This window comes from Actinoalloteichus sp. GBA129-24 (assembly GCF_001941645.1).
GTDB lineage: Bacteria > Actinomycetota > Actinomycetes > Mycobacteriales > Pseudonocardiaceae > Actinoalloteichus_A > Actinoalloteichus_A fjordicus.
Map to the genome: position 1 here is coordinate 597,722 of NZ_CP016077.1, position 26,813 is coordinate 624,534.

28 protein-coding genes are annotated in these 26,813 nt (G+C 68.7%); 18 read left to right on the top strand and 10 right to left on the bottom strand.

Annotated features, from left to right (window positions below):
* The first annotated feature begins 35 nt into the window (after window positions 1-35).
* The gene (locus UA75_RS33675; protein WP_075738582.1) at window positions 36-1,874 is read left to right on the top strand and encodes a PP2C family protein-serine/threonine phosphatase; all 1,839 of its coding nucleotides are present in this window, start codon (window positions 36-38) and stop codon (window positions 1,872-1,874) included.
* A 591-nt stretch (window positions 1,875-2,465) separates the two neighbouring features.
* Here the strand turns inward: UA75_RS33675 and UA75_RS02705 are convergent.
* The 4 genes from UA75_RS02705 to UA75_RS02720 all read right to left on the bottom strand — a co-directional run bounded on the left by UA75_RS02705 (window position 2,466) and on the right by UA75_RS02720 (window position 5,854).
* Window positions 2,466-2,870, bottom strand: a complete 405-nt coding sequence (locus tag UA75_RS02705; RefSeq protein ID WP_075738584.1) for a RidA family protein — start codon at window positions 2,868-2,870, stop codon at window positions 2,466-2,468.
* Window positions 2,871-2,944: 74 nt separating this feature from the next.
* Complete coding sequence (locus UA75_RS02710) at window positions 2,945-3,490, bottom strand: AAA family ATPase (protein ID WP_075738586.1); 546 nt, start codon at window positions 3,488-3,490, stop codon at window positions 2,945-2,947.
* A gap of 215 nt (window positions 3,491-3,705) precedes the next feature.
* Entirely contained in the window at window positions 3,706-3,942 is a 237-nt protein-coding gene (locus UA75_RS02715) for a hypothetical protein (RefSeq protein WP_075738588.1), read from the bottom strand.
* Window positions 3,943-4,276: 334 nt separating this feature from the next.
* A complete protein-coding gene (locus UA75_RS02720) occupies window positions 4,277-5,854 on the bottom strand; it encodes an alpha/beta hydrolase (protein WP_075738590.1) in 1,578 nt (525 codons plus the stop codon).
* Between the two features lie 728 nt (window positions 5,855-6,582).
* Here UA75_RS02720 and UA75_RS02725 point away from each other — a divergent pair.
* Both UA75_RS02725 and htpX read left to right on the top strand, forming a co-directional pair.
* Complete coding sequence (locus UA75_RS02725) at window positions 6,583-7,668, top strand: ADP-ribosylglycohydrolase family protein (RefSeq protein ID WP_075738592.1); 1,086 nt, start codon at window positions 6,583-6,585, stop codon at window positions 7,666-7,668.
* A gap of 799 nt (window positions 7,669-8,467) precedes the next feature.
* Entirely contained in the window at window positions 8,468-9,343 is an 876-nt protein-coding gene (gene htpX / locus UA75_RS02735; protein WP_075743337.1) for a zinc metalloprotease HtpX, read from the top strand.
* Window positions 9,344-9,516: 173 nt separating this feature from the next.
* Here htpX and rfbA read toward each other — a convergent pair whose 3' ends face one another.
* Entirely contained in the window at window positions 9,517-10,407 is an 891-nt protein-coding gene (rfbA, locus tag UA75_RS02740; RefSeq protein WP_075743339.1) for a glucose-1-phosphate thymidylyltransferase RfbA, read from the bottom strand.
* Between the two features lie 150 nt (window positions 10,408-10,557).
* On the opposite strand from rfbA, the gene UA75_RS02745 reads away from it, so the two are divergent.
* Window positions 10,558-10,788 carry a hypothetical protein gene (locus UA75_RS02745; protein WP_157433960.1) on the top strand — a complete coding sequence of 77 codons (231 nt, stop codon included), beginning with the start codon at window positions 10,558-10,560 and terminating at the stop codon, window positions 10,786-10,788.
* Here UA75_RS02745 and UA75_RS02750 read toward each other — a convergent pair.
* Window positions 10,748-11,689, bottom strand: coding sequence for an AraC family transcriptional regulator (locus UA75_RS02750; RefSeq protein WP_075738598.1), 942 nt, complete (start codon window positions 11,687-11,689; stop codon window positions 10,748-10,750). The genes UA75_RS02745 and UA75_RS02750 overlap by 41 nt on opposite strands.
* 87 nt (window positions 11,690-11,776) lie before the next feature.
* On the opposite strand from UA75_RS02750, the gene UA75_RS02755 reads away from it, so the two are divergent.
* Together UA75_RS02755 and UA75_RS02760 are read left to right on the top strand one after the other, a co-directional pair.
* Window positions 11,777-12,616, top strand: coding sequence for an NAD(P)H-binding protein (locus UA75_RS02755; protein WP_198042906.1), 840 nt, complete (start codon window positions 11,777-11,779; stop codon window positions 12,614-12,616).
* Between the two features lie 89 nt (window positions 12,617-12,705).
* Complete coding sequence (locus tag UA75_RS02760; RefSeq protein ID WP_232237607.1) at window positions 12,706-13,215, top strand: DUF1772 domain-containing protein; 510 nt, start codon at window positions 12,706-12,708, stop codon at window positions 13,213-13,215.
* Window positions 13,216-13,448: 233 nt separating this feature from the next.
* Here UA75_RS02760 and UA75_RS32470 read toward each other — a convergent pair whose 3' ends face one another.
* The 3 genes from UA75_RS32470 to UA75_RS02770 all read right to left on the bottom strand — a co-directional run bounded on the left by UA75_RS32470 (window position 13,449) and on the right by UA75_RS02770 (window position 16,302).
* Window positions 13,449-13,739 carry a hypothetical protein gene (locus tag UA75_RS32470; RefSeq protein WP_157433961.1) on the bottom strand — a complete coding sequence of 97 codons (291 nt, stop codon included), beginning with the start codon at window positions 13,737-13,739 and terminating at the stop codon, window positions 13,449-13,451.
* A 911-nt stretch (window positions 13,740-14,650) separates the two neighbouring features.
* The gene (locus tag UA75_RS02765) at window positions 14,651-15,460 is read right to left on the bottom strand and encodes a protein phosphatase 2C domain-containing protein (RefSeq protein ID WP_075738601.1); all 810 of its coding nucleotides are present in this window, start codon (window positions 15,458-15,460) and stop codon (window positions 14,651-14,653) included.
* A complete protein-coding gene (locus UA75_RS02770) occupies window positions 15,460-16,302 on the bottom strand; it encodes a transcriptional regulator (protein ID WP_075738603.1) in 843 nt (280 codons plus the stop codon). Before UA75_RS02770 ends, UA75_RS02765 begins: the two co-directional genes overlap by 1 nt.
* Window positions 16,303-16,674: 372 nt before the next feature.
* Here UA75_RS02770 and UA75_RS33680 point away from each other — a divergent pair, with 372 nt between their 5' ends.
* The 5 genes from UA75_RS33680 to UA75_RS02795 all read left to right on the top strand — a co-directional run bounded on the left by UA75_RS33680 (window position 16,675) and on the right by UA75_RS02795 (window position 19,958).
* Window positions 16,675-16,977, top strand: a complete 303-nt coding sequence (locus UA75_RS33680; RefSeq protein ID WP_075738605.1) for a DUF6284 family protein — start codon at window positions 16,675-16,677, stop codon at window positions 16,975-16,977.
* Window positions 16,974-17,321: a hypothetical protein gene (locus tag UA75_RS02780; RefSeq protein ID WP_157433962.1), complete on the top strand. Its 348-nt coding sequence runs from the start codon at window positions 16,974-16,976 to the stop codon at window positions 17,319-17,321. Before UA75_RS33680 ends, UA75_RS02780 begins: the two co-directional genes overlap by 4 nt.
* 223 nt (window positions 17,322-17,544) lie before the next feature.
* A complete protein-coding gene (locus tag UA75_RS02785) occupies window positions 17,545-18,063 on the top strand; it encodes a hypothetical protein (RefSeq protein WP_157433963.1) in 519 nt (172 codons plus the stop codon).
* A gap of 148 nt (window positions 18,064-18,211) precedes the next feature.
* A complete protein-coding gene (locus UA75_RS02790) occupies window positions 18,212-19,327 on the top strand; it encodes a hypothetical protein (protein WP_075738611.1) in 1,116 nt (371 codons plus the stop codon).
* Window positions 19,328-19,409: 82 nt separating this feature from the next.
* Window positions 19,410-19,958: a hypothetical protein gene (locus UA75_RS02795; protein ID WP_157433964.1), complete on the top strand. Its 549-nt coding sequence runs from the start codon at window positions 19,410-19,412 to the stop codon at window positions 19,956-19,958.
* 13 nt (window positions 19,959-19,971) lie between these two features.
* Here the strand turns inward: UA75_RS02795 and UA75_RS02800 are convergent, their stop codons facing one another.
* A complete protein-coding gene (locus UA75_RS02800; RefSeq protein ID WP_157433965.1) occupies window positions 19,972-20,208 on the bottom strand; it encodes a hypothetical protein in 237 nt (78 codons plus the stop codon).
* Window positions 20,209-21,322: 1,114 nt separating this feature from the next.
* Between UA75_RS02800 and UA75_RS02810 the strand changes: the two genes are divergently transcribed.
* The 7 genes from UA75_RS02810 to UA75_RS02840 all read left to right on the top strand — a co-directional run bounded on the left by UA75_RS02810 (window position 21,323) and on the right by UA75_RS02840 (window position 26,801).
* Complete coding sequence (locus UA75_RS02810) at window positions 21,323-21,667, top strand: hypothetical protein (protein ID WP_075738619.1); 345 nt, start codon at window positions 21,323-21,325, stop codon at window positions 21,665-21,667.
* A gap of 29 nt (window positions 21,668-21,696) precedes the next feature.
* Window positions 21,697-23,763, top strand: a complete 2,067-nt coding sequence (locus UA75_RS02815; protein ID WP_157433966.1) for a hypothetical protein — start codon at window positions 21,697-21,699, stop codon at window positions 23,761-23,763.
* A 283-nt stretch (window positions 23,764-24,046) separates the two neighbouring features.
* A complete protein-coding gene (locus UA75_RS02820) occupies window positions 24,047-24,352 on the top strand; it encodes a hypothetical protein (RefSeq protein WP_075738623.1) in 306 nt (101 codons plus the stop codon).
* Between the two features lie 92 nt (window positions 24,353-24,444).
* Window positions 24,445-25,053 carry a GGDEF domain-containing protein gene (locus UA75_RS02825; protein ID WP_075738625.1) on the top strand — a complete coding sequence of 203 codons (609 nt, stop codon included), beginning with the start codon at window positions 24,445-24,447 and terminating at the stop codon, window positions 25,051-25,053.
* A gap of 142 nt (window positions 25,054-25,195) precedes the next feature.
* A complete protein-coding gene (locus UA75_RS02830; protein WP_075738627.1) occupies window positions 25,196-25,570 on the top strand; it encodes a hypothetical protein in 375 nt (124 codons plus the stop codon).
* On the top strand, window positions 25,567-25,806 hold the full coding sequence (locus tag UA75_RS02835) for a hypothetical protein (protein ID WP_075738629.1): 240 nt from the start codon (window positions 25,567-25,569) through the stop codon (window positions 25,804-25,806). The genes UA75_RS02830 and UA75_RS02835 overlap by 4 nt, the downstream gene beginning before the upstream one ends.
* A gap of 38 nt (window positions 25,807-25,844) precedes the next feature.
* The gene (locus UA75_RS02840; protein WP_075743342.1) at window positions 25,845-26,801 is read left to right on the top strand and encodes a bifunctional DNA primase/polymerase; all 957 of its coding nucleotides are present in this window, start codon (window positions 25,845-25,847) and stop codon (window positions 26,799-26,801) included.
* The last annotated feature ends 12 nt before the right edge of the window (window positions 26,802-26,813 follow it).

A 26,813-nucleotide genomic window follows, 5' to 3' on the forward strand; every position in this document is an offset into this window, starting at 1 on the left:
TTGTGAACTGTGTCCACAGCTGTTCTACTGGGTTCATGACGCACGGTTCTCTGGGGCGACTCAGCTATGCGGGCGGTTCCGATCCGGGGCGGACCCGGTCGGTGAATCAGGACTCGGCATACGCCAGCCCTCGGCTGCTCGCCGTCGCCGATGGAATGGGCGGTCACGCACACGGCGAGATCGCCTGCTCGGTCGTCGTGGCCGCGATCCGCGAACTCGACACGCGGCTGCACGGTCTGCGGCCGGGTCACTCGGACCTGCTGCGCGTGCTCGCCGAGGGAGTGACCGACGCCTTCGCGAGGCTCACGGCGATCGGCGAGGCGAGACCCGACACGGCAGGCATGGGCACGACGCTGACCGCACTGTTGTGGGACGGCTCGCGGCTCGGCGTCGCGCACATCGGCGACTCCCGTGCCTACCTGCTGTCAGGTGGTGTGCTGCGGCGGATCACTCGAGACCACACCCTGGTCCAGTCCCTGATCGACGCCGGTCAGCTGACGCAGGCGCAGGCCGAGGAACACCCCCGGCGGACGATGGTGGTTCGTGCGTTGCAGAGCGGTGGTCCCGAACCCGAGCCGGACCTGTTCTTCCAGGAGGTATCGGCAGGAGACCGCCTCCTGGTCTGTTCGGACGGCCTGACCGCCGTCGTCTCCGACCGGGTGATCGCCGAGACGATGTCGAGCAGCATCGATCCCCGGCAGGCGGTCGCCAGACTGATCGATCTGGCCAATCGGGGCGGCGGCCCGGACAACATCACCTGCCTCGTCGCGGACGTGGTCCCGGTCGATGCCGATCCCGGCGTCGGCGGGGGAGTCGCCGGTGGCGGTGGGGGTGCGGTGACCGGGTGGGAGGCCCGCCCCGATGTCGGCAGTGGGGTCGGCAGCGCGGGCGGCAGTTGGGGCGACAGTGGGGTCGGCGGCGGGGCTGGCAGCGGGGTCGGCGGGGTCGGCAGCTGGGGCGGCAGTGGGGTCGGCAAGGCCGACGTCGGTGGCGTGGCGGGAACCGCAGGCGTGGGCGCGGAGGCGGAGGCAGAGGTGGCGCTGCGGACCGGCGGCGACGTCCCTGCCGAGCCGGGGAGCCTCGTCCTCGGCGCCGCGGCATCCCGACTCGACACCGCCGAGTTCCCCGCGCTCGGCGCGAGAGCCGCCGGGGCCGCGACCGATGTCGCAACCGGCGGGTCCGGCGCAGGCGGGTTCGGCACCGGCGGGGGCGGCGCTGGAGGGGGCGGCGCAGACGGGAACGGCGACTCTTCGGCTGTCGTACCGCTGCGGCGAGTCAATCTGCCCGGCCGAGCCGGGGAAAGCGGCGGCCGCATCGACGTCGGCTCAGCAGTCTTCGGTTCCGTCGACGGCTTCTCCACCGCCGAGGTCCCCGCCGCCGAGGTCCCCGCTACCGAGGTCATTGCCGCCGAGCTCTCTGCCGCCGACGTCACTGCCACCAGGGTGCCCGCAGGCAGCGCAGCGGCGGGATACGAGGCCGGGGCCGGCGGCCCCCGCCCTGCGCTCGGCCCGGACACCGGCTGTGAATCCGGCTCGGACTCTCACCCCGCCAGCGGGTCTGCCGGAGCAGGTTCCGGCTGGTCGGCGGTCCCCGCCGAGTCGGACGGCAGCAGGCTCCGGACTGTGGGACACCGGGACCTCGGGTTCGGGACCGGTGACGCTGCCTGCGAATCGAGCGGCGCCGGTCTCCGCCCCGACGGCTCGCCGCCGCCCGGGGCAGGACCCGACGGGCGAGGGCCAGACAGGCCTGGGCCCGGCGATTCCGGGCCCCGCGATTCGGGACCCGGTGGACAGGCTTCCGTGGAGAACACCGGGGAAGAACGGACGAGGTCGCGCAGGCTGCCGCGCTGGATACGCCGCTTCCTGGGCGACTGAGCGACCCGAACCCGGCTGGCGACGGCCTCGGACTCGGCGCCGGGCTCGGCGGCCGGGCGTGTCTTCCACTTCGGCTGTGATCGGTGAATCCTGCCGTTGGCCCTGAGACGGGGCACAGCGCTGTAATGGGGCACAGGCTGAATTGCGGCACAGCGCTGCAACGGGCACAGCGCTGCAACGGGCACAGGCTGGGAACCGAACTGGGCCGGAGCCTGTAATCAGACGCAGCCTCGGCTGGTACACGGCCTCGGCGGCACCGGCGCGGCACCGGCACCGGCACCGGCACCGGCGCGGGACCGGCCCGGCCGGTCGGCCGGGCCGGGAGCGTGAACTCGGCACCGTAGAGCTCCGTTCGGTCCCTGCACCGAGGCCGGGGCGCCGACGGCCGAGCCGCGCCAGAGCCTGCCGCCTCGAGCCGCCTCGAGCCGTCCCGAGCCGTCCCGAGCCGTCCCGAGCCGAGCCGGGCTGGGCCGGACCGGGCCGGCTGATCGCCGCTGCGCAGCGGGCTCGGCTCGACGTCATCGCGGCCGGTGGCATCCGGCCTGGCGTTCCCGTCAGGCCGGCCGCCCGTGGCCGAGCGGTGGTTCTTCGTCAGCGAACCGCAGCGACCGCTTCGACCTCGACCAGTTGATCGTCGTAGCCCAGGACGGTGACGCCCAGCAAGGTGCTCGGCGCATCGTGATCTCCGAAGGCCTCACGGACGCACTCCCACGCCGTCACGAGGTCGGCCTGACGGCTGGACGCGACGTAGACGGTGCTCTTCACCACGTCGGACAGGTCGGCGCCTGCATCCTTCAACGCGACACGGAGGTTGCGCATCGTCTGACGAGCCTGTTCTGCGTAGTCGCCGATCGCGACGGTGGCTCCCTCCGCGTCCAGCGGGCAGGCACCGGCGGCGAAGACGAGACGCGCCGGTGCTTCGACGGAAGCTGCATAGGCGTATTCGGCGACATCGGACAGTTCTGGACTGCGGATCAGGCGTACTGCGCTACTCATAGGGCCAACCTAAGTGCGGTCTCCGGGATGCTGCCACCGAGTTCTGTACCCGGTCTTCCCGGAATCCGCTGACGTCAGGTCAGGCTCGCTGTCACGAAGCGGAGACGCTCCTCGACGGAGGCCCGCGGGAGCTCTACCAGCTCGTAGCCGTATTCGGTGTAGGTGGTGACCATCGATGCGTAGGTCTGCTCGGCGACCTCGACGGACTGCCTCCTCTCGACGTCCGGCGTGTAGATCTCGGGCCACGGCGGTGCTATCAAGACCCGCTGGTGGTAGCGGAAACGCTGCGCTGCGACGTGTACGTGGTCGGGGACCGGGCGTCCCTCCAACCGGAGGTAGCCGACGATGTCGGGGACGCCTCGGTCGAAGAAGACCGTGCCGCGCTGCTCGGCGGCCAGCCGATATGACCGCAGTTCCCAGCAGAGCATCGCCTCGGCGAACAGATCCTGGTCGAGCCAGGGCAGCGCCCGCCCGCCGATCGCGGATTGATCCCGAATGACTCCCCGCCCCGCCTCGTCACTGCGAGCGAAGCCCGCACGATGCAGTGCGTCGAGCAGTGTGCTCTTTCCCGAGCCAGGGCCGCCCGTGACGACGACGAACCTGTCTGTCGCTGATGACACCCGACCATGCTTCCTTCCGCTCGCGAACGTGGTGGGCTGTCCGATGCGGCGGTGCGCATCGACCCGCGTAGGTCGGGCAGACATCACGCCGAGACCAACGCGGACTCTGTCGAGGGGGACGGATCGATGCGCCCATCCCTTGTGTTGGCAGAACGGTCCTCGATTCCAACCGCGCCGGGCCGTCGCCAGGTTGATTCTGACCGAGCCCTCGTCGGTCAGATGGCGTCCAGATCGTCGGCCCTGGTGTTTTCGGTGAGGGCCATGATGCGGATCACCGGGGCAGCACTCTTCTCCGCCAGCACCTCAAGGCGAATGCTGTTCACGTGTCGCTTGCGGTGCTCCTCCCATTCTGCGAGGGCGAGCTGAACCCGGGGCAGCGATTCGACCAGGGTGCCTGCGAGCGGGATGTCATCGATCACGACGTAGTCGGTATCCGGCATGGAGTCGAGCATGGCAGATCCGGAGTGAGTATCGAGAACGTCTGATCGTCCGTCGCCGAGAGACGCGGATCGGTCGGTGTCGCGCCGCCCGTTGCGGGCCCCTGTTTCTTGCGGTCGACAATTCGTGTGATTCGTCGCGCAACGCAACGAAAGATCACGCTGGGTGTCACGGAATTCCAGCCCCCGCCGGGCGCCGATTCGGCGGCCAGGATGATCTTCCTCAAGTGACGCTATCAGGCCTTCGTGATGCGAGGAAGGCGTCCTGGTGGTAGTAGTGCCTGCGGATCGCTCCCACCATCAGGACTCCCTCCGGCCTGTGTAGCCCCCTGCCTAGCCTTCTCCGGGCTTATGGCAGCGGATCGGACTGACAGGTCGTTCCTTCGGCGGGCAGGGTTCCCTCGAGGAGGTAGTCGCTGGCCCGCTCTACCGTGCACCGGGACTGTTGCGAGGCGATGTGGCCGGGCCCTTCGTTGACCAACAGCCTGCTGCCGGTGAGCAGGTCGGCAGCGCGTTCGGCACCTGCAAGGGGCGTGGCCGGGTCCAGCCTGTTGTTGACGATCAGGATCGGCGTCGCAGTGTCGGTTCCCCAGGGACCGTCGAAGCGATCGGCCGAACTCACCGGCCAGACCGCACACGTGCTGTCCTCCCACGCCTTGGTCTCGGCGAAGCGTGGCGACTGCGCCGTGCGCTTCTCGACGGCGGAGAGGAACGACTTCGGGGAGTCGGGATTCGTGCTGTCAGTGCAGGTAACCGCGTGGTACGGGTCCTGAATCCCGCCGTAGGCGCCGAACAGCGTGCCGCTGCCGTCCAGAACGTCCTCAGCGATCAATCGGCCGGACTCCGAAGCGGGATCCGCCACCGCCTCGTCGACGGCGGCCAAGGTCGGCGCCAGCACCGATGACCAGACCGTCGGCTGGTAGAGGAAGGCGGCGGTGATCTTCGTCAGGTAGCTCGCGGTCAGCGTCGCCTCGCGGCCGTCGTCGGTGACCAGCTCGACCGGGTCTGTCGCGAGTTCAGCTCGAAGTCGGTCGAAGGCCCCGACCGGGTCTCCCGCACCGAAGGTGCAGGGGAACTCCTCCGCCGCGCACCGGTCGGCGAAATCCTGGAACACCGCGTCGGTCTCGATGTCCGAGCCGATGCGGGCCGATCGCAGCTCTCCGGGCAGGACGCCGGACTGTGCCTCGGAACCCAGCACGCTGTCGAGGACGGTCCGGCCGACGTGCTCGGGAAACAGGTGGGCGTAGACGGTGCCGAGATGTCCGCCGTAGGACTGCCCCAGGAAGTTCAGCCGTTCGTCACCGAGCGCGGACCGGACCAGGTCGAGATCACGAGCGGCGCTGGGAGTATCGAGGTGCTCCAGCAGCTCCCCCGATCTGTCTATGCAGCGGTCGGCGTACTGCCGATCCCGGTCGATCCGCTCCGCCCGTTCTGCCTCGGTGGTCGGATAGAGGGGCAGGCCCGCGTTGAACTCGGCTGCGTCCTCGGGGGAGTCGAAGCAGCTGACGGCGGGCAGGCTCTGTCCTGTCCCACGTTGGTCGACCGTGACCAGGTCGTACCGAGCCATGACCTCCGCAGTGACCGGAGCGGCGACCTGTCCGGAGCGGATCAGCCGGAGATAGTCGCCGGAGCCGTATCCAGGGCCGCCACGGTGCAGCACCAGCGAGCCGAGGCGGGAGTCGGAATTCGTCGCAGGTGCACGGGCGAGCGCCAGTTCGACTGTCGTGCCGTCCGGTTTCGAGTGGTCCATCGGCACGGCGATCGTCGCGCATTCCAAGGTCGCGTCGTCTGCACAGGGCGACCATGCGATGTCCGACCCCGCAGCGGACTCCGGGGCCAGGCCCCATGCCGATGCGGTGGTGAACACGGCGGCCGCCGTGGCGATGGTGAGAAGTCGGTGGGGTATCGACCAGGCGTTGTGAGTCATGGAGAAAGGGTCACAGAACGTCACAGTGCGGCGGTAGTGACAAGTGTCATCAAGATCGATGACAACTGTCATAAACTTCGCGTAGATCGTCTGGCGGTATTGAGTCCCGGCCCTACCCTGCCACGCTAGAAGAACGAAGGGGACATATCTCCTCGGAAGTCCTGGCGAGACAGCCTGTCCGTCACCGACCGTCGATTGCTACTCGACGACACGGCCGGAACGGGCGGGTTCACGCCGCTGCGGCCTGTCGAGCTTCGCCGTGCGCTGCTCGCACGATTTCTGCATCGGCTGCTGTGATCCGGACGGCAACCCGGGACGGCGGGCGGCCGATGAGCCGCCTGCCCAACACCACCGACCAGCTCTTGAAGACCTGCCGGCCGGGCCGCCGTTGAAAACCTGCCCGCAACGCCCGGACCGAATGCCGCGACAGCGCCGATTGACTCGCTCGCCGTCGCCGGGGTCGCGACACCTTCTGCGCCACCGCGCCCCCTCGCGGACTGCCGGTCTGACGACGTGCAGCGAGGTTGCCGCGAGCTTCCCGAAGATCGCTGCGGCGGTGTCGGATTCCAGAAGTTGATGGAGATCGGGTCGACCCGTGGTCAAGGATCGGTCTCGACATCGGCCGTCTCGGCCCGCGAGAGGGCGTCGGCGCTGCACAATGCGGGCCACAACGGCGTGCACGGCGCCGCCGTCGACCAGGACGGATCGATTCAGCCCGAGGGAGCACCGTGGAGAACCCCTGCACGTCCGGCACCGCATCATCGGCCGGGGCGGCGGACGACCGTTCGTCGTCCGACCGCGCCGATCGGCGGGCGGGCGCGATCTACGGCCTGGCCTACGGCGATGCCTGGGGCTTCGGGGTGGAGTTCGCGTCCTACCAGCGAATCGTCAACGTCTACGGCAAGCGGGGCCCGGAGTTCCCCCGACTCGCCGCGATCACCGACGACACGCAGATGAGCATCGCCGTCGCCCGCGCGCTTGACGACACGGCCCGTGCAGGCGGACTCACGCCGCTGCGACCTGCCGAGCTTCGCCGTGCACTGCTCACCCGATTCCTCCAGTGGCTGCATGATCCGGACAACAACCGCGCGCCCGGCAACGCCTGCCTCACCGCCCTGTACGCGGTGGAACGGCTCGGCACGGACTTCTGGGCCACCGCGTCGGTGACGAACTCCAAGGGCTGCGGCACCGTCATGCGCGCCCCCTGGATCGGCGTCGATGCTCGGTTGACGGACGCGGAGGTCGGTGACGTGGCCGCCCTGCAGTCCGTGCTGACTCACGGGCACGCCACGGCGACCGTGGCGGCGATGATCACGGCCCGTGTCACCAGAGAGCTGTTCGCAGGCCGGGTCGATCTCGCCGACGCATTCGACTGGACGGTCGACCACGTTGCCAGCCGTCCCGGTTTCGACGTCGACGTTCTCGGCACGGTCTGGGAGCGAGAAGGGCGTTCCAGCGCCCAGGAGTATCTGGACGTGGGCTGGGCCGAGGTCGCGGGCGTGCTCGACCGGGCACGACTCGGTCTCCAGCCGTTGCGGCAAGAGCCCTGGGAGTCCGATCCGTGTCAGTACGGCGGCGACGGCTGGACGGCCGAGGAGGCATTGGCCACCTCGCTGCTCATCGCGACCGCATTCGCCGACGACCCGGAGAACGGGCTTCGCCGCGCGGCGGCCACCGGTGGTGACTCCGACTCGCTGGCGGCGGTCGCGGGCGGTCTGCTCGGCGCGGGGTGCGGCATGGTCTGGCCGGAACTCTGGATCGAACGCCTGGAACCCCGCTACCGCGACGAACTCGCCTCGATCCGGGAGCAGTGACCCGAGACGACGGACAGCCCGCCACCGGGCTTCGAGTTCGCATCGCCTGCGCACCACCGGAATCGTCGCCACCGTGACACTCGGCCCGCCGACTCGACGGATGCCCACCATCGGTGCGAGGACGAGTCGCGGTCGGTCGGCGGCGCGCCCGCTTGCGGACACGGCCTGAGCTGCTGGAACCCCTCCGGAACCCTCAGCGGAAATCGTTGAAGGTTCCAGTGACTCTCCCCGCGTCAATGGAATCAGTGACTATTACTATTCACTGGCACCACTCAGCTGGGCGGATCTGAGCACTTCGCGCGGCCCTCCTGACACCCGCCGTAGCCGAGCTGCCTGGCAGTTTCACGGTCTGCGATGCATCGCGAGAGCCGTACACGGTGTCGAGATCCGCCTGCGGCGCCGAGAACCGTCCGATGATGTCGCCGAATGACGCCATCGGCGCGGGCCGGCTCGCATCCGGACGGCGAGCAGGGACAGCACGTGCGGACGAGGCCACGCTGCGGGCCTTCGGCCGGGAGTACCGGATGACCGGTGGGCTGCGCGGCATCGAGGCGGGACGTGTTCCAGCAGCGACGAGGGAGACGTCGGTCACCCGATCGCGGGGTCTGCTGCCCAGGCGTGGACTTCGCAGGCAGGGCGGCGGCCGTCGGCGCCTCCCCCGGTCCGGCACAGCGAGCCTGCCGGGGAACGACCCGGTCGCCCGGATCGTTGACCAGGGGTAGCGGTGGTGAAGACGAAGGAGTTTCGACAGGCCTGGCCGTACCGGTCAGTGCGACACGACGACCGGAGGCGAAGCGACGTGCACAAGCATTGGAACGGAGTGAAGACCGCTCTGCTCCTCGGCGGCCTCGGCGGGATCGTCGTCGTCATCGGCGGAGTCATCGGTGGTCGAACCGGCTTGTTCGTCGGCCTCGGGATCGCCCTCGTCACCAACGGCTATGCCTACGTCAACTCCGACAAGATCGCGCTTCGGGCGATGCGGGCCCGCCCGGTGTCCGAGGCGGAGCAGCCTGCCATGTACCGGATCGTGCGCGAGCTGGCCACTGCTGCCCGGCAGCCGATGCCTCGGCTCTACGTCAGCCCGACCGAGGCGCCCAACGCCTTCGCGACCGGTCGTAATCCGCGCAACGCCGCAGTCTGTGCCACGTCGGGCATCCTGCGGCTTCTGGACGAACGCGAGCTGCGTGCCGTACTCGGACACGAACTCGCCCACGTCTACAACCGGGACATCCTGATCTCCTCGGTGGCGGGCGCCCTGGCCAGTGTGATCACCTTCCTGGCCAACTTCGCGATGATCTTCAACTTCATCGGTGGCGGTGGCGGTGCGAACCGGCCCAACCCGTTCGGGCTGCTGTTGATCGCGCTGCTCGGCCCGATCGCGGCGGGCGTGATCCAGATGGCGGTGAGCAGGTCCAGGGAATATCAGGCCGACTCGTCCGGCGCCGAGCTGACCGGGGACCCGCTCGCGCTCGCGTCTGCATTGCGCAAGCTGGAGCTGGGCACTCGCGCGGCCCCGCTGGCTCCGGAGCCTCGCCTCGTCGCCGAGTCGCATCTGATGATCGCGAACCCGTTCCGCCCTGGCGAGCGAATGGCACGGTTCTTCTCCACGCATCCGCCGATCGAGGATCGCGTCCGCAGGCTCGAGGAGATGGCGGGTCGCCAGCTGCCCTGGTGAGGGCGAGCCGGGGTGCCTGCCGATGGCCGCCGTGCCCGCCGAGTCATCCGGGGGAAGCCGTTGGCTGCCCCCGAAACCTGCCGCCGAGCAGCGAACAAGGGGACTGGCATGAACTCGCGGTCGCCGTCGGGTTCATGCCGACCGGCGAGCGTCTCACCGCGCGGGTGACCGCTTCAGGAGACGTCGTCCGTCGTGCTGCCCCCGGCCGCGATGGCCATCACATACTGTCCGTAGCCCGACTTGGCGAGCTTGGTTCCCAGCGCGTGGCAGGCCGCAGCGTCGATGTAGCCCATCCGCAGGGCGATCTCCTCCAGACAGGCGATCCGGACTCCCTGCCGATGTTCCAACACCTGTACGAACTGGCCTGCCGCCAGCATCGAGTCATGCGTTCCGGTGTCGAGCCAGGCGAATCCGCGCCCGAGGTCCACCAGTTTCGCCCGGCCCTGACGCAGGTAGGTGAGGTTGACGTCGGTGATCTCCAGTTCGCCGCGTGGCGACGGTCGAAGGCCGCGCGCGATCTCCACCACGTCGTTGTCATAGAAGTAGAGGCCGGTGATGGCCTTGTTCGACTTGGGGGTGGCGGGCTTCTCCTCGATGCTGATCAACCTGCCGTGCGCGTCCACCTCGCCGACGCCGTAACGCTCCGGATCCTGCACGGCATAGCCGAAGAGCACACAACCGTCCAGATCGACGACCTGCGCGGCCAGCATCCGGGGAAAACCGTGGCCGTAGAAGATGTTGTCGCCGAGAACCAGCGCGACCGAGTCGTCGCCGATGAAGTCCGCGCCGATCACGAAGGCCTCGGCGAGCCCGTTCGGCTGGGGCTGCACCGCATAGTCGAGTCGGAGACCCAGCTGTTCGCCGTTCCCGAGCAGCCTCCGGAAGAGCGGCAGATCCTCCGGAGTGGAGATGATCAGGATCTCTCTGATTCCCGCCAGCATCAGCACGGACAGCGGGTAGTAGATCATCGGCTTGTCGTAGACCGGAAGCAGTTGCTTGGACACCGCCTGTGTGATCGGGTGCAGCCGTGTGCCGCTGCCGCCCGCGAGCACGATTCCCTTCACCGCAACTCCCTGCCTCGTGTCCGCTTCGCCGTCCGGCTGGTGGCCGAGGCGCTCGGAGCGAACGGCCTGCCGGTCCAACCCTAGCTCCCACGCCACGCGTTCAGGGCCGCACAGCGCAATCAGCCACCTGCCGATGACGATCACGTGCGGATGCCAGTGCAGCCGTTCGCGGCGGAGACCTGGTCGCTGCCGATGCTCGCCGCCGATGCCCGACGAGTACGCAGCCGAATCCCGGCGGAGCGGCTCGCGACGGCGACCGTCGAACTGCTGATCCGCATCCTCGGCCTGCTGCCCGGGCGGATGGGCTCGTCGGGAGAACGGATCGAGCGGCCGAGGGGGCTCAGCCTGCCGCCGCGGAGGTCCGATACTGCGTGGGGCTGAGCCCGTGCTCGCGCTTGAACGCGGTGCTCAAGGCGAAGGAACTGCTGTAGCCGACCTTCCTGGCGACTGAACCGATCGTCTCGTCGGGGCTGCGCAACAGATCGGCGGCGACGGCGAGGCGCCACCCGGTGAGGAACCGCATGGGCGGTTCGCCCACCTGCTCGTGAAAGCGTCGCGCCAGTGAGGCGCGGGACACACCGGTCGCGGCGGCCAGCGTCGCCACGGTCCACGGTCGGGCAGGCTCGTTGTGCAGGATGCGCAGTGCCGGTCCGACGACCGGATCGGACTGGGCGCGGTACCACGCGGGCGCCCGTGCCTCTGGCCGGTCGAACCAGGCGCGCAGGACCGCGATGAGCAGCAGATCGAGCAGCCTGTCCAGGACGGCGGTCTGTCCGGGGGCGTCCTTCACGATCTCGTCGCTGAGCAGCGGCAGCAGTGGGCAGTCCCACTCGTCGTCGCGGAGCACGACCAGGCCGGGCAGCGCGGTGAGCAGCCGCCTGCTGACCTCGCCGTGCATCTGATACGTGCCGGTCAGCATCATGGTCGACCCGTTCGGATCGGCACCCCAGGTGCGGACGCCGAGGTCTCGCAGCCCGAGCAGCGGCTCCCCCGCCGGGGTGGTGCAGCGCTGTCCCGGATGGATCACGGCCTGCGGTGGCGTCGCCGGGTCGTCGGCGACCGTGTACGGACCCGGCCCCCGGACGATCGCGACGTCGCCTGCGGCCAACTCGATCGCCGAACCCGTGTCCGGCACCACCCAGGCCTGTCCCCTGACCACGGACACCAGCGTCAGCGGCGCGCGATCCTCGATCCGCAGGGACCAGGGTGGATTCAGCACGGAGCGGAGGAGGAAGGCGCCCCTGGCCCGCGGACCGTCCAGCAGCCCTGCGAGTGCATCCATACCCATGCGCCGGACTTTAGACGATGAATGATGTATTCAAGACAGTCGGCTATGGATCGTCTCATTCGATCGGGCTTCACTGAGGACATGACAGAACACGCTTCGCAGCGACGTCCGATCCTCGTCCTCGGCGGCACCGGCAAGACCGGCCGTCGCGTCGCCGCCCGACTCGCCGACCTCGGCCTGCCGGTACGGATCGGCTCTCGATCCGGTCGGCCGAGCTTCGACTGGGCCGACCAGGCCACCTGGCCTGCGGCACTGCCGGATGTGGCGGCGGTCTACATCGTGTACTACCCGGACCTCGCGTTTCCCGGCGCTGCGGAGACCGTCGAGGCCTTCGCGAACCTCGCGGTGCGCAGCGGAGTCCGGCGGCTGGTCCTGCTGTCCGGCCGAGGCGAAGAGGGCGCGCTGCGCGCCGAGCAGGCGGTGCGGGAGACGGGCGCCGACTGGACGATCGTCCGAGCGAGCTGGTTCGACCAGAATTTCAGTGAGCACTTCCTGCTGGACCCGGTGCTCAGCGGGGAGATCGCGCTGCCTGCCTCGGCAGTGGCCGAACCGTTCGTCGATACCGAGGACGTCGCGGCGGTCGCCGTCGCCGCGCTGACCGAGGAGGGGCATGCGGCTCGGCTCTACGAGGTCACCGGCCCACGCCTGCTGACCTTCGCCGATGCCGCAGCAGAAATCGCCGCCGCCACCGGTCGGGACATCCGATTCGTCCAGGTCAGTCCGCAGGAGTATGCGGCTGCGGCGGCGACCCACGGCGTGCCTGCCGAGGAGGTGAGCGCCCTGACCGAGCTGTTCACCACCGTCCTCGACGGGCGCAACGCCTACCTGGCCGACGGTGTCCGCCAGGCACTCGGCCGGGAACCCGTGGACTTCGCCGACTATGCCCGTCGCACTGCGGCCACCGGCGTCTGGTCGGTGTGACCACGGCCGCGACTCCGCACGGTGCAGGCCGAGTCAGACGCTGACCCGAGCCGGACCACCCGTCGACCCGCTCAGGTGAGGAGATTCTTGTGCCACCACTGCTATCGACGCTCGTGCTCATCGGCGCGACCCTGGCCATGGGACTGACGGCGGGCCTGTTCTACGGCTTCGCCTGTGCCGTCATGCCGGGACTGCGAACGGCGGACGACCACACGTTCGTCCGAGCCGTGCAGCGGATCAACGTGGCCATCCTCAACGGCTGGTTCGCCCTCGGCTTCGCGGGCGCGCCGCTGCTGATCGCCTCGGCGGCGGCGCTGCACCTGCCCGGCGCCGCACCCGAGGTGTCGGGGTGGATCCTCGCCGCGCTCGTCCTGGACCTCACCGTGATCGTGATCACCATGCGCGTCAACGTGCCGATGAACGATGAGCTCGCGAAGGTGGCCTGCTCGGCGGGAGCGGCAGAACTCGCGGCGGCACGCAGGCGATTCGAGGCGAGGTGGGTGCGGTGGAACGGCATCCGGGCGGTGGTGTCGACGGCGGCGGCGGCCTGCCTCGTCATCGCACTGTTCCGGTATGGCGGTGTGGCGGTGATCGCCTAGCGAATCCCGGCCCGCAGGACACGGCACGGGCCGGGGCGCGCGTCGCCGGTCGCGACCGACCCGCGCGGCCGCCCCAGCCGCGACGGGGGAACGGCGAATCAAGAAGACGCGGGATGAAACACCACCCGCACGAGGAATAGTGCTTTCACCGTACCGGTGGCACCCGTCAACGAACTCGGGCGAACCTGCCCGGAGTGACCAGATGAACGCTCCAGAGCTGATCGCGATCGCCGTCAGCCGCCGAACGCACCAGAGAACTCCGGGCCGGTGCCATAGAATCCGATGGTGTGTGACGAGTCGTACGATGAGATGATGCTGACGGGAATCTTCGTCACGTTCGCGTTATTTCCGTATTCGTCGCCATCCTGGAACTCGTCAAGGTTCACTGTGACATCACGGCCGAATCCTGCATAGCCAGGAGGGCTTGCCGCCGCTGTGCCGGCCAGTGCAGGGGTGGCAGTGCCTGCGAGGATCGCGCAGGCCAGCGCGGCACCCGCCGCGATGCGGGAAGAAACACGGAACACGAACTATTCTCCTTCTTCACGACCAGGATCAAGCTGGTCGGCAGTCTGACTGATGATCTACTTGAGCGCGAATCACTCTGCGGCGTCACCCTGACGAGGGCGAATCGGCCGGGTTGGTGCACATTTGTCTATCAATTGATTGAACCGCAACGGACTCGTACTCGCCTGCGTCCGTCGCTCGTCGCCAGCCGTTCAGGACGAAGATTCCCCGACTCGGTCCAGAACCGGCTGACCCCTGCCTGACCATGGCGGCGCCGCTGTCGACATTCGGGTGTCGTCGTCTTGCGACTGCCACCGCGTCAGCCGACGCGGGAACAAGACCGCGCGGCCAAGCGAGGGATCATCAATATATAGCGCCGATCTCTCCTGGTGAAAGCAGCGACGTGCCGTCGTCCGTGTGGACCCGGGGATCGTGAATGCCGGAGCGAGACGGCGAGGCGAGCCTGCGATGTCGGGCAGGCTCGTGGGATCGTCCGCACTACTTCGACCCGGCGGATCTCACCCGCACCCTGCCCGACGACCCTCGTCTCGCTGCCTGCGCTCGCGTCGCACCGGCCTTGGACAGGTCGTGGAGTCTGACGAGCGTGGGCAGGGTTCAGGCACGCCCCACCCGTAGGAAGCCGCCTGAGTGCCGGTAGCAGCCGGACATCACTCCGGAGAAACGACGAACGCCCCGATGACCGTGTCGCATGAGGTCATCGAGGCGTTCGTCGTGGTGTGGCGGGTGAAGGATTCGAACCTTCGTAGGCGTAGCCGACGGATTTACAGACGGGCTCCCCGCCTGTCGCTGACCTGCGCGGATGGCCCATCGTCCGAGGTCGTCACCACAGACTCCCCACGCGGCGGCGCCCAACCGATAAGTACGCGCCGTCTCGAACCGGCGGCGGGTACTTGTGGCGTCGCTGTGGTGATCACAGGCTCACGAACACAGCCCCAGCGTCATCGCTGCGCTTGTAGCGCGGCCACCGTACGCCCTCCGGGTCGGCCGCCTCGGTCTCGCGAACCTGGCGGATCAGCTCAGCAGGTCCGCCGGACGCCATGACGTCGAGCGTCTGACTTGGGTTGAGAATGCCGAATTCCGATAGGCGATTTGCCCCGTCGGTGAGCAAAGCCATGCGGCGTACCGATGCAACATCAGCAGAGCCCGTGACAGCTTGGTACGCCGCCTCTTTGTTGCTTCCAGCCACCCAGTAGCCGCCCGGGGAGTTTCGGACTCTGCGCTGTGCGGCCACAAGTTCCTTGACTAGGGTTTCGTGTTCTGGCGTCCCTACTGGGCTTTCGAGAGCCAGGGTGCGTTCTCGGCTTGTTGCCGAATCCACCCGGGAGTCCGACACCGCTTGTACGGTGCCGTCAAGATCCACGAGGGCAACAGAGTCTGCCAGAACGAGCCATTCAAGCTCGCCGCCTCGAAGTCGACCTATCGTCACAGTTGACGACGGCGTTCCCGGACTGATGACATCGCAGGTTTCCCTATGTGAATCCGCCACCGTGTCGATCGACTGAGCCAGCGCCGAGGGCAGATCGAGTTCGTGATCCTGTCCGAACCGAAGCAGCGAAGCGCCGAGGTTCTTCACAAACCACGGAACCCCGTGGCGGCAGCCGGTGGGCAGATCGCGTGGCGAGGTGAGGCCGTCCAGCACGACGAACAGTGAGGTTGTCGCTCCGGCCCAGTCTTCGTTGGGGCTGGCTCCCCCCTGGTCGATGGCTAGTTCGACTCGCATCAGGACACTCCTGGCCGGTAGTAGTCGCCGGGGACGCGGCCCGAGGATTTGATCTTTCGGCTCTCGGGATTGAACACGCACTTGATCAACGTTGAGAAGCGGTCCGTCTTCAATTCCCGATATAGCTCAGCCAAGTGGTTTTCGAGGTAGTGAACGACGCCGGTTGCACCAACGGCATGAATCCCGGCGATGTAAAGGAACGTCCCTTTGCCGTCGGGCCTTGGCAACCTGCCGAAGTAGGCGTAGTCCGAGGACTCCCCTTCGTCCATTGGGGACCGGTAATCAATATCAGCTTTCTTGTCGGACAGGAACCACCCGGCTTCGTCCTTCCCGAAGGCAAGATGGTCGTCGGATGCCAGAACTTGCGCGATCATCGGTGAAAGGCGAGGGCCGCAGATCACCACGAGATTGTCCCGATTCAGATCAAGGAAACCGGGCGGTTGCACTACTTCGTAGCTCGTTTCGAGAGAGAGTGACTTTGCCAATGACTGGAGCATCTCATAGGCGTGGAAGTCCTCTTGAGCCAGAACGGGACCGGGGTTTGAGTCCTTCGCTTCCAACTTCCCGCCCAGTGCAACGGTGAGCGGCCCGGTGCCGAGGAACGCACGCTCCACCCGAGGTCCGCTGGACAAGAGCTGTTGAACCCTGCTGCGGCTCATGTCGAGCGCCTCGCCGATCTGGGTCTGCGAGAGGCCCTGGCCGATGAGCTCCGCCAGCGCCTCCTTACGGATGCGGCTCACTTCCACCGTCCGGGCCTGGTAGTCCGCGTGCAGCTGTCCAGCACGCTGCGCGCGGTCCATCGGAGTCGGTAGCGCAAGTAGGGCGCGTACGTCGTCATGCATCGGGGTGCTCCTCCAGGTCGTCGAGGGGGCTCGACACACCATCCTGCCAGGGGGGTTGACGGATCACTAGGCGGCCCGCTAACTTCATCTCTGCAACCCCCCTTGTTGGATAGATGGCAAGAGGGCTAGTCAGTACCTCGGGTCGCGCTGAAGGTCCGCCGTGATGGGTGGACGCGCAGCAGTCGGGTGAAGCGTCTCTTCATCCTGCGTCCGGGCCTCGAATTGTTCTTTGTGAACTTCATAGTGTCTTTAGTGCGCCCTTTTTCCGGTGCCCTCATTGGGTACCGGGCACCACGTTGACCAGCGGAAACACCGTCGAACGGTGGTCTTTTCGCTGGTCTTCGTGGTTCCCGAAGGAAAGGAAGAATTGCCATGAGCTTGATGGATTGGGTTGAGCCGACACCGGCGGACCTGGCGGAGATCAAGGCTGAGGAGCCGCTGATCGTGGCGGGTGTCGCGGTCGTCGATGCGGAGAGCGCCTACTTCCGTGGTGGTGACGAGGTCTCCGCTCGACGGCTGGTGCGGGCGCGTGCCGTCGAGCATGCAGAAGAGCTGTTGGTGCAGCGGCGTCGGTCGGTGGCGCACACCGCTACGGCGGTGGCGCGGACCGCTCAGGTCGTTCCGTTGGTGAGGGTGTCCCGGCGTTCGGTCGCATCGGTCGGGGGTGTCGCATGACGACCGTAGGGTTGCACGTCGCCGCTGAGCGGGCGCTGGACCGGTTGAGGGCGGAGGTCGCCCTTCACGCGACTCGGCTGACCGCCGCTGTAAGGGCGCAGCGGTATGAGTCGGCTGCGGTGGATGCCGAACGGATCGCGCGGCTGTACGAGTTGCTGGCGCGGTGGTGGATGCTGATCTACCCGAGCCTGTACGACGAGAAGAGGCTGTTGGGCCTCGCTGCGCTGGGCGCGGGATCGGAGGAGAGGATCTCCGCCGAGGCCTACCGCAAGATCGCCGAGACCTACCGCCAGCTCGCTGAGCGCGTGGCGGGCGTCCACCGATCCGACCTGGCGGTGGGCTGATGTCCGACGTTGATCCCCGTCGCCCGTGTCGCGGGTTCGTTGAGTGTCCGGAGTGTGACGGGTCCGGTGTGGTCGCTGCTGACTGTGCTGTCTGCGGAGGTGCCGGGTTCCTCGCCGCGCCGCCCTCGGTGCACAACATCGTGGTCGGTTCGGTCCGGGGGACTGTGATCCAGACCAGTGGGGACGTCACCGCGCCGATCGTGTTCGGGGGTGCGGCGTGACGGTGACCGTGATCGATGAGTCCGTTGTTCGGTACGCGGCGTACCTGCGTTTGACGAGTCACCTGTTCCGGCCATGGGACGAGCCGACGGCGGACCCTGGCGAGTTCGCCGCTGCTGCGTGGCGGGTGGCGTCGTCGCCGGTGATGTCGCCGGGCTACGTGTCGTGGCATCCAAAGGTGCAGCAGGCGGTGGTGGTACTCGACGACGATCGCCGTGCGGCGGTGCGCGTCGAGCTGATGGTTCCGCCGCATCCGCTGACCCAGCGGCTTGCTCAGTTCCGGGGCTGGCAACGGCTGGGCGGGTGGTGGGGCGAGCCCGAGAGCAACGCCGCGCTGGTCGCTACTACCACGTTGACCGTGCGCGTCCCACTTGAGAACGCATGCTTGCCGACGCCGCAGTACCAGCCTGACGGGACGCCGGAGATCGACGTCGCCGTAGCGGCAGTGGCCGCTGTGTGCGCCGCGATGTCGTCCTGCCTGCGGCCTGTGCTGGCTGCTCTCGACGCAGGAACCGGCTGCTGACCAGCCAACTCCCTACCGATTGTGTCCACTATGGAGGTTCTGTCATGTCCTATATCGCTGTGCCCAACCTCGTCTTGCCCGCCGCCGAGACGGCGGCGGACGCCCGCCGCGCGGCCGTCTGGCTGATCGCCGATCTGGCGGTGGTCTGATGTCCGACGAGGTTGATCCCTGGCTTGCTGGGAAGGCGAAGCTCGCTGAGGCGCGCTCCGGTGCGCGGGCGAAGGTTCTCGCTGCCCGAGAAGCGGCGAAGTCGAAGCGGCGAGCTGAACGCGAGCAGCAGGCGGAGAAGAGTCGTGCGCGGTGGCGTGCGCTGGTGTCGCGGTGGCTGCCCGAGGTGCCGTGGCTGGTGATCATGGGTACGCCGATGGCGTTGTCCTGGTCTGCGATGGCGGCGTTCGGGATCGGGTTGTATGGGCCGATCGGGGCGTTGCTGCCGCTGTTCGCCGATGCCTCGCTGTTGGTGTTCGCGGTGGCTCGTGCGGCGGCGGTGCGGCGGGGTGAGCCCGGTGGGGCGCTGTTGATCGGTGTCGTGGTCAGCGCGTGCCTGGCCGGGGGGATGGCGTTCGCGCATGGGGTCGAGCACGGTCTCGACGACGGCGGGCTGGTGCGGGGTCTGGTGATGGCGGCCGTCGCCGTCGGCGGCGCCGTCGTGCACCAACTGGTGCACGGCCGGACCCGCCGGACCCGCCGGGTCCGCCTCGGTGAGGTCGAGCGGGCTGCGGTGCGGCGGGCTGATCGTATTCGTCGGGCGGCGGTCGCGGCAGCGGTGCCGGTGGTCCGGGCGGACGGCGAGGTGACTCTGGTTCACCGGTCCGGACCGGTCCAGGTCACCCGGACCCGGTTCGGACGGACCCGCGTGGTTCCCGCACCCGATCCCGAGCCGGGCGACCGCCTCGCCGATGAGATCGCGCTGTGGCTTGCCGCAGGCGCCCCGCCTCGCCCAGATCCCCGTCCTGGTCCCGCCGTAGCGGGCGCGGACCCAGCTCCGACCAGCGACGGTCCCGACGAGACCACCGCTCAGACACCGGCCGCACCGACAGATCCCGCACTTCGCACCACGTCGGACCCGTCTGGGTCCGATGACGAGACGGCGATCCGCCGTGTCCTCGATGCCCATACGGCCGACGGCCATCGGATCACCGTCGAGAACGTCCGACGCCTGCTGCGGGTCCGTAAGGACCGAGCGTCCCAGATCGCCCGTGCCGCGAAAGAGCGACTTCGCGACGACGACGGCGGTACCGGACCGGTCCCGGTCCGCACCTGACGAACCCAGAGGGGAGGAGTTAGCCGTGACCGTTCGAATGACTCGCCGTGCGACGGCGTTGCTCGATCGCGCAGACGAGGCGGTGGAACTGTCCATCCGGTTGCACAACGACCGGGCTGCCGCTCGGGTGTGGCACCGGATCGCTCATGTGTGGATCGACGCGGCGTGCCTGGCTGCCCGGTCCGAGAACCCAAGGGCACTCCGGTACTTGGACAGGCTGCCCGCGCTGGTGACGGGGACCGAGCCGGGCGGTCTCGACGTGGCCGAAACGCTCGTAGCGCTGGCTCGCGCGGTTCACCAGTTCGGTATCGGCGTCGATGACGACTCGATGCCTGATACCGCGTCGGTGGGCGGGTGCGGGGCGACCCAGCCCACGGACCCGATCTTCGCTGCCCTTGTCGCGGTGGTCGGGCCTGAATCGGAAGGGGTAGGAAGCATGACGATCTCGATTGCCGTCGTGGCTGTGCTGCTGTTCATCGGATGGCGGCGCAGCTGGGGATACGGCCTGATGTTGACCTTGTCCTACGCGCTGGGGGCGTTGACGGCGGTGTGGGGTCTGCCGGTGATCCAGTCGGTGATCGGCGGCATTACCACGGCCGTGTCTGCCATCGTCTCGTCGTTCGGCGGGTGAGCGCGGTGAGCAATCAACAGCCGCAGAAGCCGGCGGCGAAGTCGCCGTCGGAGGATCGTGAGATCACTGAGCCCGCCAGTGTGGTGATCGTCCCCACCACCGAGTACGGGGCTGCACCACCTGCTCCGGCGGGCAGAGAACGTAAGGGGCCGACACCGTCGAAGCCTGCGCCGTTGGTGGTTCCGGGGCGTCCGACGGCGGTCGGTGCTGCGGAGGCCGCGACGATCATCGCGTCGACCGCGACGTACACCGCTGGGATCGGCGGGTTGATCGCCACAACCGCCGTTGCGGGCGCGGCGGGTGCCGTGGTCGCCGCGCGGCGCGCTCATCAGGCACGAAAGAACCGTCAGGCGCAGGCGACCCGTGGTGGAACGGCCCATCAGAACGGGATGGCTGCCGGGCGAGCTGGGTCGGGCCGCCGTGCCGCCGGAGGGGCTTCCACCGGGGGACTCGGGTCGCGTTCCGGTCGCAAGGCCGGTGTTCCCATGGCCGGACGGGCAGGGGGCCGGCCGAACGCGATGGGTGTGGCAGGCCTGGATTCCCGAGGTCCGGCGGCGAAGCGGCAACGACGTGACGCATTCGGTCGCCCGGTGGCCGGAACCGGCCCTACGGCACGAGGTGGCGCGGCTGGCAGCCGGGGCGGCACCCCAGGCACCGGGAAGCCAGCCCCTTCGACGACCGCCCCGACGGCGGGCGGTCGTCGCGGCGGTGGTCTCTTCGGGTCGGGTGGCGGTCGACCTGGTCGCCAATCCGGTCTGCTGGCCGGGTTGAGCCGTCGGTCTGCATCCTCGACCGGCGGCACACCTCGTCGCCCGTCAGGTGGTTCGTCACGGGGCAAGCCGGCTGGCGGTGCTGTATCGCCGACCGGCCGGTCTCCGTCCCGGTTCCCGTCTCCTCGCGCCGGGGGCAGCGGAGGCAGCAAGGGGAAGACATTTTCCGGCCAACGCGGCGGTACTCGCTCGACGATCACCGACCGCGCTCCGACTGCGCGGCTGGGGAAGCCCGCACCGAGGCAGCCACGAGCGAAGACCGATCCGGTTACGGGCCTGCCGCCCTCTCCGCCGCCTCGACGACGCCGTGGAGCTGAGCCGCAGGGTCCGGGTGGGCAGACACCGTCGTCGGGTCGTGCCCGAGTCGGACCGAGTTTGTGGAACCGGTGGCGCGAGAGCCGACAGGCGAACAGTCGTCGACCAGCGGCGGAACCGGTCGGTGCCGTGGCCGCCCGTATCCGCCGACCTGACCAGCCCTGGCCAGAGGCCCCGCGTGATGTCGCGGCGGCCTCGCCCGCCGGGCACCTGGTCGTACCGCATGACGCGGGCACTCGCCCCGCAGTCCATCACGCAGCAACCTTGGGAGGTTTCGCCATGCAACAGCACAGCCGGTTCCTGATCGTCGACCTGGCCACCGAGATGCACACCCGTGCCGCGCGGTACGAGCCGCAGCGGATGTCGGGTTTCCACACCGACCTGCGGCAGTGGGGCGACACCATCGCCCATCTGGCGCTCGCTTTGGGTGCCTTCACGAAGAAGGGCCAGGAGCAGTGGCCGCTGGATCGGGCGGTCGTCGAGCACCTCTCGAAGATCTACGTCGGTCTCGGAGCCGCAGCCGGGTTCGCCGCAGAGCTGCCGGGCCTGTTCCTCAACGCCCACTCCGAAGACATGCGCCGCGCCCAGAACCCGCGTCCCGGTGAGGACAAGTGGAACGTCTGACCAGCCTCGACAGCAAGAAGGGAACCGTGATGAGGGAGAGACATCTGGACTGGTCGGCAGGGCACACGCCCGCGTTGGCCGCGCTCAACACCACCGGCGGGGTCTTGGCTACCGGCATGGTCGGCTCATTGATCGACATTGCGCCGGTCTGGGGCGTGGCGGCGGCCGGTGTCGGCGCGGCCGGTCACCTGATCGCCACTGCCGGAATCGGCGGGCGGGCGCGGTTGACCCACCGCGCAACGTGTTGGGCCGGTGCGGGCGGTTGGCTCGCCTGGTCGCTGGCCACCACCCCGTGGTCGATCGCATCGCTGACGTCCCTGGCCTGTCTCGGTGTCGCCGGGTACGCGACCGGGCGCTTCGTCTCGATCGCTGACGACCGGCAGCAGGAACGGCGACACAAGCTGATGTTGGCTTCCCGGCGGGCGCGCACTGCGACCGAGTGGGAAGGCCGGATCGGTCGGGTCTGCGGCATCCAGGGCAGCCGGGTCGTCGGTGTCGAGCAGTGGGACACCGGCACCGGCTACACCCTCGACGTCGAGCTGCCCGAGGGCGGCAAGTCGTGGCGTGAACTCGCTGCCGCAGCCGAAGCACTGGCGGCTGACGCGAACCTGCCCGACGGCTGCGGCGTCGAGGTCGTCGCCGGTATCTCCCGGCGTGTGGCGCTCATCCGGGTGTCGACGGTCAACGTCCAGATCAAGGACACCCCGTACCCGTCTGAGGCGACGCCGTTGACGATCAACAACCCGATCCCGATCGGGTTGCACCGCGACGCCAGTGAGGCCGGGCTGAGCCTGCGGCAGGACACCACGCTGCTGACCGGGCAGAAGGGCGGCGGCAAGACGAACGAACTCCAGGTCATCAACGCCGGCCTCGTCCGCTGTGTCGACACCGTGGTGTGGCACATCGACCTCAACGGCGGTGGCATGTCCCTGCCATGGATCACGCCGTGGCACGAACGCGGACCTGCCGGGGGAGTCCCGGCACCGGCCGTGGACTGGGTCGCAGCCACCCCGAAGGAAGCGCAGAAGATGACGGCTGCGGCACTGCGGATCGCCAAGCACCGCAAGGTCGCCTACCGGAAGCTGCGGCGTGACGTCGGAGACGACAAGCTCCCGGTCAGTCCCACCGTGCCCGAGATCGTCATCGTGGTCGACGAATGCGCCGAGGTGCTAGGTGAACGGACGCCGCATCGGCAGGTGCAGGCCAATCTGGAGGAGATCCAGCGCATCGGGCGAGCTGAAGGGGTCAACCTGGTCTTCTGCGGCCTGCGGGCGACCACCGATGTCATCGGCTCGACCAACATCCTCAAGCAGGCCCGCGCCCGCGTCAGCATGTCCGTGCAGGACCCCGAGGAGCTGAACTACCTCTTCGGCTGGAGCTGCAAGGCCACCCCGGCCGACATCCCCTACCCCGGATGCGGCCTGTATCTCCAAGACACCAGCGGGAACCCGCGACCGTTCAAGGGCTACCGCCTCGTCGGCGCGGCCTTGGAAGACGTCGCCGTCGCCGTCGCCGCCCGCCGTCCCGCGCTCGACGAGCCGAGCCGGGAGGTGGCGGGCGTCGACTACACCGCCCGATGGAACCACGACCGAGTCAGCCACCTCTTCGACGACGAACCCGCCGACCAGGACGAGCAGACGCCGCCTGCCGAACAGGCTGCCCCGCCGCCGGCACCCACGGCGACATTGCACGATCCGCTGGCTCAGTTGGCCGCCGGGGCCGCCATCTTCCAGACCGGCACCACCTCGACGCCAGACGGGATTGACTGGAACGACGCCGCTGCCTGGCCGGTGATCAGCGTTCCGGGCTCGGTAGCTGGCGAGGAGCTGCCCGAGCTCATCTCGCGTCTTCTCGCCGCCTGCGGTGATGCCGACCGGATGCACACCTCCGCTCTGTCCGCCGCGCTCGACACGACGCCCGACACCCTGTCGCGGCTGCTCCCCCTGGTCGGTCTCCGGGCGTTGCCGAACGCCTTCCAGCAGAACGGGCAGGCCCGTCGGGGTTACGCCCGAGCGGACATCGAGGCAGTAGCAGAGCGTATCCGAAGCGGCCAGCTCACCGTGCCTTCCGAGGTCGCGAACTGGTCGCACGCCTAGCCCCACACCCCTCCCACACCGACCCCCACACCCCCACGTGCCTCCCACGTGGGACCCGCACACCACAACGAACACCCTTACCAGCGCGAACACACCCAACACGGGGGTGTGGGACCCACACGTCAACCCCCGTTCTCGGGGGTGAGGGTCCCGAGAACGGCCCGAGCCGTGGGACTCCCACATCTCCCACACCTCACCCGCACAGGACCACGACGCCGGCAGGTCAGGCGTCGACCAACCATGCCCACCAACGACTACTCACTGTCACCTTTCGGAGGTCACTATGAGCCGACATCACCTGCCCAGCATCGACGGATGGCACACGGTCGCCGTCGGCTGGGACGCAGGAATGAACACCTTCTTCGCCCAGGTTCTCGACCCGGTCGACGAAGTGACCCTGGACCGGGGCTCCCCCGTCGATCCGATCAACGACCCGGCCGAGGTGATCAACCTGGTCCGTGACCACGTCTTCGAGATCCCCGCCAGCATGACCGATCAGCTGTCGGCCGACCGCGACGCCGAGCCGCACGACGCGCAGCGACTCGCTGAGGTGACCGCGCTGCTCACCAACCTGCGCAACATCGCCTGACCAAGAAAGACACCGACCAGACCGCCTAGCCGGCAAGCAGACGGCGGCCTGGTCGGCCCGCCCCATCCCTTCACCAGAGAGAGGCATCCACCATGTTCGCAGAGACCATGGCCGTGGTCGCATCCGCCGGATGGGCGGTGTCCACCATCGCCTCCGCGCGCCTGGCCCGCCGGGCACGCACCGACGACTTGACGGGCCTGTCCAACCGGAGCGCCCTGGAGTTCGCGGCCCGCCGTGCCCTCCCCCGATCCGGCCTCGTCGGGTGCCTGCTGCTGGACCTGGACCGGTTCAAGACCATCAACGACACCCACGGGCACCGATTCGGCGACCTCGTGCTGTGCACGGTCGCCGCCCGCCTGCGCATCGCGACACGTCGCCCTGAACTCGCCGTGCGGCTGCACGGCGACGAGTTCGCCGTCTGGCTCGGCAAGGTCAGCTCGACCAGCGACGCAGCCCGTCGCGCCCGCGATCTCTCCGACGTGATCGCCGAGCCGATGACCCTCGACGGACACCGCCTGGTCGTGACCGCATCGGTCGGCGCCGCCACCGAGACCACCGCGCACGCCACCCTTGGTGGCCTGCTGGACCGCGCCGATCACGGGATGTACGTCGACAAGCACCGCGACCGACCCACGGTGCTGGTCACCGACACACCCCCCACCGAACTGCGGCTGCGGGACGTCCGGCGGGAAGCGGCCTGATGCCACGCGACCTGCGCGCGATCCGCGCCCGCCGCCGACGCCACACCCGACCCGGCCCCTCCCGGTGGGGCTGCCGCGACCACGGCACCCCCGCCGGAGCCCGCTGCCTGCCCTGCACCCGACCCGACACCTGGGAGATGTAATGGACCACCTCGACGATTTCGACGAGCTTTCCTACTGGAGGCCCGCGCGGCAGGTCGACAGCCGCACGGTGTGGGCGGAGGTCCCTGAGGCGCACCGGGCACCGATCACCGTGCAGTACGCGCGGCTGGGCGACCCGACCGAGTCGGCTCACTTCCTGCCTCGGGTGATCAAGCTGTGCTACGCCTGCAAGGGGCGGACCGACGAGTGGTCGGCGGTGGCGACCGTGGGCGGCTCGCTGGTCCGTCCCGACGGCAGCGTCATCCAGCGGCGCTTCCTCCGTTCCTATGGGCCGACCGGGCCAATGCCGGTCTGGGTGGCCGACTACGTCCTGGAGCATCACCCGGACACCGACACGTTGGTGGTGGCCCGATGATCACCGACACCCACCGGCAACTCACCCCCGACGCCGCCGACACCGCCGACTGCTCCCACTGCACACCCGATGGCTGGTGCCACTACCACCGGGGCTACTACCAGGGCGTGGCCGACGGTTGGACGGCCTTGGCCCAGGTCGTGGCGGCTGAGACCGCGCGGATCGGGCCAGGCACGTCCGCTTACGAGCCGGACGAGTACGACGAGGACTGGATCGACAGCGAGTACGACCTGTGACCGGTGATGTCCGGTCCCGTTTGCGTGCCGCCGCCCTGATGGCGGCGGCACGTCTCGGGCCGGTGTTCCCCCTGCGCGCGCCTCGGGCTGCCGGTCCGAAGCACCCGGCGTGGGGCCTGCACTCCGCAGAGAAGTGCCCGGGAACCGGGTACTGCCGGAAGGGTCACCTCGGGTGGAACGAACTGGCCACCGCCGACCCCGGCCGGATCGAGCGGTGCTGGACGGCGTCGACCTGTCGACTCGGCTCCGGCGTCCACAACATCGGCCTCCCCACCGGGAGAGCCGGGCTCGTGGTAATCGACTGCGACCTCCCCAAAGGACCCGCCGACCGCCCTGAGGGGCGCTGGGACATGGAGGGGGTGAGAGACGGCCTGGACATGCTCACCGTCCTGGCCGAAGAGTGCGGCCAGGCCCCACCTCGCATCGGCGACACCTTCACCGTCACCACCCCGTCCGGCGGGACGCACCTCTACTACCGCGCGCCCCCAGGCATCCGACTACGCAACACCACGGACGGGCTGGGGTGGCGGATCGACACCCGCGCGGCAGGCGGGTACGTCGTCGCGCCCGGCTCGATGGTCACCACGGCGGCCGGAACCTGCCGATACGAGGTCACTGCCGACGTCCCCATCGTCGAACTACCGGCATGGATCACCCGCAGGCTGCAAGACAGGCCGCCACCGGCCGTCTCAGCGCCCGCTCAGAAGCCCGTCAACCACACCGACGGCTACGTCCAAGCCGCACTCGACGGCGAGGCAAAACGCATCCGCACGGCCAAACCCGGCGGGCGCAACCAGGCCTTGTTCGTCGCCGCCTGCTCACTCGGACGACTCGTTCCAGCCGGGGCATTGACCGAGGTGGAGGCCCGGGCGCATCTGGAGTACGCCTCCTCCCTCCATGTCCCAGCCGCCTACACCAGCCACGCACGTGACGCCACCATCACCAGCGGCCTACGCCACGGCATCCGACGCGGCGGACACCCCATCACGAACTGACCGAACACCCCA

What these genes read in the sequence shown, in the direction of transcription:
- UA75_RS02835 (WP_075738629.1), top strand. Translation starts at nt 25,567, where the DNA reads ATGATCACCGACACCCACCGGCAACTCACCCCCGACGCCGCCGACACC.
- UA75_RS02745 (WP_157433960.1), top strand. Translation starts at nt 10,558, where the DNA reads ATGCCAGTGCAGCCGTTCGCGGCGGAGACCTGGTCGCTGCCGATGCTC.
- UA75_RS02770 (WP_075738603.1), bottom strand. Translation starts at nt 16,302, where the DNA reads ATGCATGACGACGTACGCGCCCTACTTGCGCTACCGACTCCGATGGAC.
- UA75_RS02840 (WP_075743342.1), top strand. Translation starts at nt 25,845, where the DNA reads ATGGCGGCGGCACGTCTCGGGCCGGTGTTCCCCCTGCGCGCGCCTCGG.
- UA75_RS02815 (WP_157433966.1), top strand. Translation starts at nt 21,697, where the DNA reads ATGAGGGAGAGACATCTGGACTGGTCGGCAGGGCACACGCCCGCGTTG.
- UA75_RS02720 (WP_075738590.1), bottom strand. Translation starts at nt 5,854, where the DNA reads ATGACTCACAACGCCTGGTCGATACCCCACCGACTTCTCACCATCGCC.
- UA75_RS02825 (WP_075738625.1), top strand. Translation starts at nt 24,445, where the DNA reads ATGTTCGCAGAGACCATGGCCGTGGTCGCATCCGCCGGATGGGCGGTG.
- UA75_RS02830 (WP_075738627.1), top strand. Translation starts at nt 25,196, where the DNA reads ATGGACCACCTCGACGATTTCGACGAGCTTTCCTACTGGAGGCCCGCG.
- UA75_RS02765 (WP_075738601.1), bottom strand. Translation starts at nt 15,460, where the DNA reads ATGCGAGTCGAACTAGCCATCGACCAGGGGGGAGCCAGCCCCAACGAA.
- UA75_RS02750 (WP_075738598.1), bottom strand. Translation starts at nt 11,689, where the DNA reads ATGGATGCACTCGCAGGGCTGCTGGACGGTCCGCGGGCCAGGGGCGCC.
- UA75_RS02820 (WP_075738623.1), top strand. Translation starts at nt 24,047, where the DNA reads ATGAGCCGACATCACCTGCCCAGCATCGACGGATGGCACACGGTCGCC.
- UA75_RS02790 (WP_075738611.1), top strand. Translation starts at nt 18,212, where the DNA reads ATGTCCGACGAGGTTGATCCCTGGCTTGCTGGGAAGGCGAAGCTCGCT.
- UA75_RS02705 (WP_075738584.1), bottom strand. Translation starts at nt 2,870, where the DNA reads ATGAGTAGCGCAGTACGCCTGATCCGCAGTCCAGAACTGTCCGATGTC.
- UA75_RS02715 (WP_075738588.1), bottom strand. Translation starts at nt 3,942, where the DNA reads ATGCTCGACTCCATGCCGGATACCGACTACGTCGTGATCGATGACATC.
- UA75_RS02780 (WP_157433962.1), top strand. Translation starts at nt 16,974, where the DNA reads ATGACGACCGTAGGGTTGCACGTCGCCGCTGAGCGGGCGCTGGACCGG.
- UA75_RS02755 (WP_198042906.1), top strand. Translation starts at nt 11,777, where the DNA reads ATGACAGAACACGCTTCGCAGCGACGTCCGATCCTCGTCCTCGGCGGC.
- UA75_RS33680 (WP_075738605.1), top strand. Translation starts at nt 16,675, where the DNA reads ATGAGCTTGATGGATTGGGTTGAGCCGACACCGGCGGACCTGGCGGAG.
- UA75_RS02810 (WP_075738619.1), top strand. Translation starts at nt 21,323, where the DNA reads ATGCAACAGCACAGCCGGTTCCTGATCGTCGACCTGGCCACCGAGATG.
- UA75_RS33675 (WP_075738582.1), top strand. Translation starts at nt 36, where the DNA reads ATGACGCACGGTTCTCTGGGGCGACTCAGCTATGCGGGCGGTTCCGAT.